The sequence below is a fragment of the Neobacillus drentensis genome (assembly GCF_036966985.1).
GTDB lineage: Bacteria > Bacillota > Bacilli > Bacillales > Cytobacillaceae > Neobacillus > Neobacillus drentensis_E.
In genome coordinates this window covers 1-5,436 of record NZ_JBALSN010000570.1, presented here as the reverse complement: position 1 = coordinate 5,436, position 5,436 = coordinate 1, and the positions used below count along the sequence as shown (strand labels likewise).

Below are 5,436 nucleotides of genomic sequence, written 5' to 3'. Positions count from 1 at the left end.
ATTTAAAGAATCTAATGTCAAAAAAGAAGATGTTGAACAAGAAGTAGTTGAAAAGATGAATCAAAACAAATACTTTATCGTGAAAAATGATCAAGGGACTTTTAAGATTGATTCATCTTTAGTACGTTTTGTAAGAATTATAGATGTGAAGATATTAGTCTAAAAAAAGTTTCACCTGCTTTAAATGGCAGATGAAACTTTTTTTAAACTTAACTTCTACTCATTCCCACTCCTGATTAACAATTTTACATTTCAAAAAAATTATTTCTCTCAACACGGCATACTCTAAGGGAAAAGCTCTTGTACCATTCTGATTTCCCATTTTCTTGTGCTATTTTGTGGGCGGCATGTTCCTTCCACTCTTTGATGGACTCTAAAGTATCCCAATAGGAAACTGTAATTCCTAACTGTTCATCCCTCGCACTTTCCAGTCCTAGGAATCCTTTTTGCTTTGCTGCCAACTCCACCATTTTGTCCGCCATTCTTTCATACCCTCTGTCCCCTTCTGTTCGTTGTGAAGCAAAAATAACAGCGTAATAAGGTGGTTCTGGTGTCTTTGCAATCCCACTCAAATTCAAGTTCCCCTCTCTGTTTATTCTGATTAAATGTATTAGTTTAAGATGCACTCCAAACTCATTAATTCCTGTAAACTATCAATCTTTATATCTGCTTGAGACATTTCTCCTTCTTGAGCAAAGTCAAAGTTGCAGCCGATGGCAATTAGTCCATTACTTTTAGCCGCAATAATATCAGATAATCGGTCACCAACTACAGCACCTTTTTCGATTTTATACTTTTTCATAATGGTTTGGACTAAGTCAGCCTTGTTCTGAGTTTGTATTTGCTCAATGCTAAATGTCTCACTAACCCATTGATCTAAGTGATAAAATTTTACGATTTCGTTCAGATATTCTACTTGACCATTACTAGCTATGTAGATGGAACAACCCCGCTCCTTTAAAAAACCGAAAACTTCTTTTACATTCGGATATAGCCCACCATTACCTTCGTTAATATTAGTAATTAATTTCTCATGAAAAAATTCATTAGCTTGTTCTCTTACAATATTTGTATGGTCAGGTAACAAGGTTTCCCAAACTACTGGTAAGGGTACCCCCATAATTTCACGGTATTTTTCTATGGGTGTTTCTTTTTCCCATAAATTCATTATTCGGAGTTGATTAAACGTTTCTTGCAGCGAAATTTCTAAAATTTTGTTCGTTTGAAAAAGCGTTCCATCCATATCAAAAATCAACGATAGCGACATACTCTAATCCCCTTTAAAAATAGGCTTTGTTAAATTTCATTCTTGCATTATAAAAGTTATTCCTTCTGGCATTTCCACCCATGGCAATTATTAAATGCACAAATCGCTCGGCATCACTAATTTTTATTTGCCGGATTTTCATGAATATTTACTCCTTTATTTTTTGAAAAAGTTACACTTTTATTTGCATGTCCCTTCATCCCAAATGTAAATCTTAAAAACTGAACACGTCGAATGATAAAATGATAACAAATTATAATCAAAATAAAAGAAACCGGTACGAGAAAAATAAGTTTCACTGGAATTGACCAGGAAAGGTCACGAATGAAAAAGCCTAAAAATACAATAACAGGTTGGTGTAAAACATAAAATGGCATAGAAGCTTCACTAGCATACTTTAGGAAACCATTGGAAAAAGATAAATATTTGTCTGCCAGAAAGAAGATGCAAAGCAACAAGCTCCAACAATTAACTGTTCTGACAAGATAAAAGATCATCCCTTCTACTGAACCTGGTTGAGTAAACGACTTCATAAACCATACGATGTAAATGGCTGTAGTAATTATCGCCAAAATAAAATGATAGTTAATGGTTGATTTTAATATTGGTTTAAATGCTGAACTCGAGAAAAAATAATAGCCATAAATTAAAATGACTAGATAGAATACGAGGTCCCACCCGCCTAATCCTTGTGTTTTAATTAACCCGGTTACAAAAAGGAGAATTGGCAGTAAATATAGATGGGTGATTCCAAATGTTCTTCCGTTAGGGGCTTTTTTAAATAATGGTAACGTAATAAAGGAGAAGACTAGTAGTACAAGTAAATACCACAAATGTAATCCAAAGAAAGCGAAATTACCTGTTCCGCCAAAATCTAAATATATGCCATCAAAGTAATGCGGCAAAAATTCTAGGAAGGTACCACTAAACTGGTTGTTGGCCATACGTTCCATAAAGATTTGCGGAGGAGTTAAGATAAATACTCCGAACACAAGGGGTACCCCTAGTCTAATCAGTCGTTCTTTAAGATAAGCGGATGTTTGCCGCTTTTTTAAGGCAAAAGACACATTGCTCCCCGAAATGGCTAAAAAGATCGGCATGATCCAAGCCCCAACAAACAGCGAAAATACTAAAATACTACTTGAATCCAAATGATTATTTTTAACATGCCATGGAAATGGATTAAAAAACATAGAGCAGTGATAAAGGAATACTCCCATTGTAGCTAAAACGCGAATCCAATCGATATCATATTGTCTACTTAAAGATGCATTTTGATTTTCCATATTTCACCCCATTATTAACTCTTATATCTCTACCTATTTTTACCATAATTATATATTAATAGTAAACTTCTTATCTCACCCATTTCGTCCGTTGGTACGGGCAGCCGTTTTCAAATATTTTTTTAGTAATGTGCACTTCAACTAACTCATATATTTTATATGAGCATTTTTTATGAATCACAAACCATAAGAAATAGGTGAGACCAACATGTATGCTGTTCATTTTATTGAAAACAATAATGTTTTATTAACTCAGCTGCTTCAACGTGTTCCAACCGAAGGTGAAGAGTTAAAAATTAAAGGGCGTAAAGCAAAGGTATCTAGTGTTAAAAATGTTGATGAACTACATGTTCATGTTCAAGTTACATTAGAGGTCGTTAATAAAAAAAGTAAATTTGTTGTCGATAATTCCAAAAAGAAAAAGCGATAAACATGAAAAAGAACGTACATGTTAGATGTAATTTAATATGTGCGTTCTTTTTATGTCTGTCTTTTTAAGTATAGACAGCTTCTTTTATAATTCATATCCGAACCATTCGTTAATCCTGCCAAAATTCACATGAAATATACCCTTAAAAACATGCTTTGCATAAGCTATATAGAATTTATAATAAAGTAGGTGAAATGAATGACTCACGGACATGGTCAATCACATTCTCAATTTATGCCTTGGGAGCAGTGGCATCATCAACATCCACATGGTACATGGCAGCAATGGCACCAAATGTTCCCACATCGAGAAAAGTAGTAATCTTCAGAATCATGGAGAGGTGAATTTTTCACCTCTTATTTTTGTTGTATTGTGTAAACAATCGATTCTAAGAGGTAATCGCGATAAAAAAATCGATCAGTTGATAGATTACGACTCCAATGAAAATAAGGAGGCTGGTGGTTATAAGAATTCTCCGGGGATTCCGATACCATTTTGGCATTTGTTCGACGCTCTTTGGGGCTTGAAAACCTTGTACAATATCACCGTGCTTGATGACATCATTAAAAGGAGTCCTATCTTCAAAACGGGGATCGTTCTCCATTGCAGTTTCCTGATTTGAATCTTTGTTAGAAGTATCCATAAAATCCTTCCCCCTCTAATATCCATATTTTGACTTCGCCCCATGGATAAATCCAGGGGATACTTTTTTAAACCTTCATCAAAGCTGCCTTTTGGCCGGGGCTTCCAGGTCTTACTACTTCTCCAGTTCATTACGACATGTAGTAATAACCACATACCGTAGCCCAATCATAGGCACTACGCCACTGCCCTTTTAGCTTCATTATGCGAGAAAATGGGAGCTAAAAGGACTCGGCGATACTTTGTATCTTCTATTTTAGGTAGTTCTCTATTTTTCGTTAGCTGTTTATGGACAGACTTATCCAAAATATTAATGGCACCGACTTCATCCCAATGTCCTTCTGCTCCGCATCGACAGTGGAAATTTCTATTCCATTGTTTATGGAATTCTCCGCATGAAGGGCACGTGCCAGAAGTGTAGGACTCCTCCACAAGTTCGACTTTAACTCCTCGAAGTTTTAATTAATGGAAAGGTCACACTTTTTGATAACCTCTTTCAATTCGTGATCCATATTCAATTCCTCCCCAATAAACTTATAATTCTTTTGACATAAATACGCTATTGGGGTCGTCGGTGTAATCCGAGAATGGCTGACAATAGCTGAACCCAAAGCTGGCATATAGCCTTCTCGCAGGCTCAAAAGCATCCATTGAACCCGTTTCTAAACTCAGTCTGTTATAGCCGCGCTGTTTTGCTTCTTCAACAATATGTTGGAGCATCTGTTTAGCTACTCCTTTTCTTAGATGGAAGGATGAAGTTCGCATCGATTTGATTTCCCCATGCTGGTGATCAAGTTCTTTTAAAGCCCCACACCCAAGTAATTCCTTCCCTTCCCATGCACACCAAAAAGTAATCTCCGGTTTTTGCAATTGATCAAGATTTAGAGCATGGATACTTTCTGGCGGTGAATTCTGTTTCATATTATGAAGATGTTCACCAATCAATTTTGCAACATCTGCTCCGGTTAAATCATCGAGTTTTATTTCCAAACAATATCCCCCCTTAGGACCTTTTATTGGAAAATATTAACCTATTAACTGGATTTTTGCTAGTGTATTTTCCTTTTCACACAAAAAAAACTGCCATTGGCAGCTTTCTTAAACAAATGCACCGAAATTTGGAAATATATAAGCCTAATGCTATTTGAAAGTGGTTTCTGCATTAACAATAAACCACACATCTCCTACACCCTGACCTGTTACATCACCTTTTGCTTTATCTTTGATCCAATAATATAGTGGGTATCCCTTGTATGTCACCTGTTCGACCCCATTATCTTCTCGCTTGATTATACCAAAATCACTTTTGTTAAATCCTTCTGGAACATCAAAATGTGAAGCAGTAAACGCCGGCCAGTTGACTAAACAATCTCCACTACAAACACTTTTACCTATTTGATCTTTTGTAAAATAATACAACGTCATTCCTTTTGAATCTGCTAAGTATTTTCCTACCTTTTCTTCCTCTAATAATTGTAAACTCGCATTTGTACTCCTTTTATCAATAGTTGAGGTGTCACTTTTTGGGTTATCCTCTTTTGTAGCTTCCTTTGTCCCATTACTGCAAGCAGCTAACAAAAAGATTAAAAAGAAGACGGAAAAGAAATAAGCGTACTTTTTCATTTAAGTTCCTCCTCTAATATGGTTGTTTACATTAAAGGAAACGGACAAAGTTTTCAATCGGTTTGATGATAAAAAGATTTTTTTGTGCTTTTGAATATAAATCCCCGCTATAAAAAAAGCTCCCAATTTAATTTTGAACTGTGACCGTTCTGAGGGGCTTTTCTTTAAACACGTGCAGAAATGACAGT

General features: G+C 35.6%; 8 protein-coding genes and 1 pseudogene. 1 reads left to right on the top strand and 8 read right to left on the bottom strand.

The window, feature by feature from the left end:
• Positions 1–245: 245 nt before the first annotated feature.
• Genes V7659_RS28135 through V7659_RS28120 form a run of 4 tightly spaced genes read right to left on the bottom strand, consistent with a single transcriptional unit; the run spans position 246 to position 2,553 of the window.
• A complete protein-coding gene (locus V7659_RS28135; RefSeq protein WP_335543363.1) occupies positions 246–572 on the bottom strand; it encodes an antibiotic biosynthesis monooxygenase family protein in 327 nt (108 codons plus the stop codon).
• A gap of 38 nt (positions 573–610) precedes the next feature.
• Complete coding sequence (locus V7659_RS28130) at positions 611–1,267, bottom strand: HAD hydrolase-like protein (RefSeq protein WP_335543362.1); 657 nt, start codon at positions 1,265–1,267, stop codon at positions 611–613.
• Positions 1,268–1,280: 13 nt separating this feature from the next.
• Entirely contained in the window at positions 1,281–1,409 is a 129-nt protein-coding gene (locus V7659_RS28125; protein WP_335543361.1) for a hypothetical protein, read from the bottom strand.
• Entirely contained in the window at positions 1,384–2,553 is a 1,170-nt protein-coding gene (locus tag V7659_RS28120) for an acyltransferase family protein (protein WP_335543360.1), read from the bottom strand. The genes V7659_RS28125 and V7659_RS28120 overlap by 26 nt, the downstream gene beginning before the upstream one ends.
• A gap of 208 nt (positions 2,554–2,761) precedes the next feature.
• Here V7659_RS28120 and V7659_RS28115 point away from each other — a divergent pair, with 208 nt between their 5' ends.
• Positions 2,762–2,983, top strand: coding sequence for a hypothetical protein (locus V7659_RS28115; RefSeq protein ID WP_283878923.1), 222 nt, complete (start codon positions 2,762–2,764; stop codon positions 2,981–2,983).
• A gap of 388 nt (positions 2,984–3,371) precedes the next feature.
• On the opposite strand, the gene V7659_RS28110 is transcribed toward V7659_RS28115, so the two are convergent.
• The 4 genes and pseudogenes from V7659_RS28110 to V7659_RS28095 all read right to left on the bottom strand — a co-directional run bounded on the left by V7659_RS28110 (position 3,372) and on the right by V7659_RS28095 (position 5,248).
• Entirely contained in the window at positions 3,372–3,626 is a 255-nt protein-coding gene (locus tag V7659_RS28110; protein ID WP_335543359.1) for a hypothetical protein, read from the bottom strand.
• Positions 3,627–3,802: 176 nt separating this feature from the next.
• Positions 3,803–4,072 (bottom strand): annotated as a pseudogene (locus V7659_RS28105) (zinc ribbon domain-containing protein); the annotation flags it as partial.
• 87 nt (positions 4,073–4,159) lie between these two features.
• Positions 4,160–4,615, bottom strand: a complete 456-nt coding sequence (locus tag V7659_RS28100) for a GNAT family N-acetyltransferase (RefSeq protein WP_335543358.1) — start codon at positions 4,613–4,615, stop codon at positions 4,160–4,162.
• Between the two features lie 150 nt (positions 4,616–4,765).
• On the bottom strand, positions 4,766–5,248 hold the full coding sequence (locus V7659_RS28095) for a COG4315 family predicted lipoprotein (protein WP_335543357.1): 483 nt from the start codon (positions 5,246–5,248) through the stop codon (positions 4,766–4,768).
• Positions 5,249–5,436 lie beyond the last annotated feature (188 nt).

Excerpts from the sequence above, each read along its gene's own strand:
- V7659_RS28120 (WP_335543360.1), bottom strand. The coding sequence starts at position 2,553 with ATGGAAAATCAAAATGCATCTTTAAGTAGACAATATGATATCGATTGG.
- V7659_RS28125 (WP_335543361.1), bottom strand. The coding sequence starts at position 1,409 with ATGAAAATCCGGCAAATAAAAATTAGTGATGCCGAGCGATTTGTGCAT.
- V7659_RS28110 (WP_335543359.1), bottom strand. The coding sequence starts at position 3,626 with ATGGATACTTCTAACAAAGATTCAAATCAGGAAACTGCAATGGAGAAC.
- V7659_RS28130 (WP_335543362.1), bottom strand. The coding sequence starts at position 1,267 with ATGTCGCTATCGTTGATTTTTGATATGGATGGAACGCTTTTTCAAACG.
- V7659_RS28095 (WP_335543357.1), bottom strand. The coding sequence starts at position 5,248 with ATGAAAAAGTACGCTTATTTCTTTTCCGTCTTCTTTTTAATCTTTTTG.
- V7659_RS28115 (WP_283878923.1), top strand. The coding sequence starts at position 2,762 with ATGTATGCTGTTCATTTTATTGAAAACAATAATGTTTTATTAACTCAG.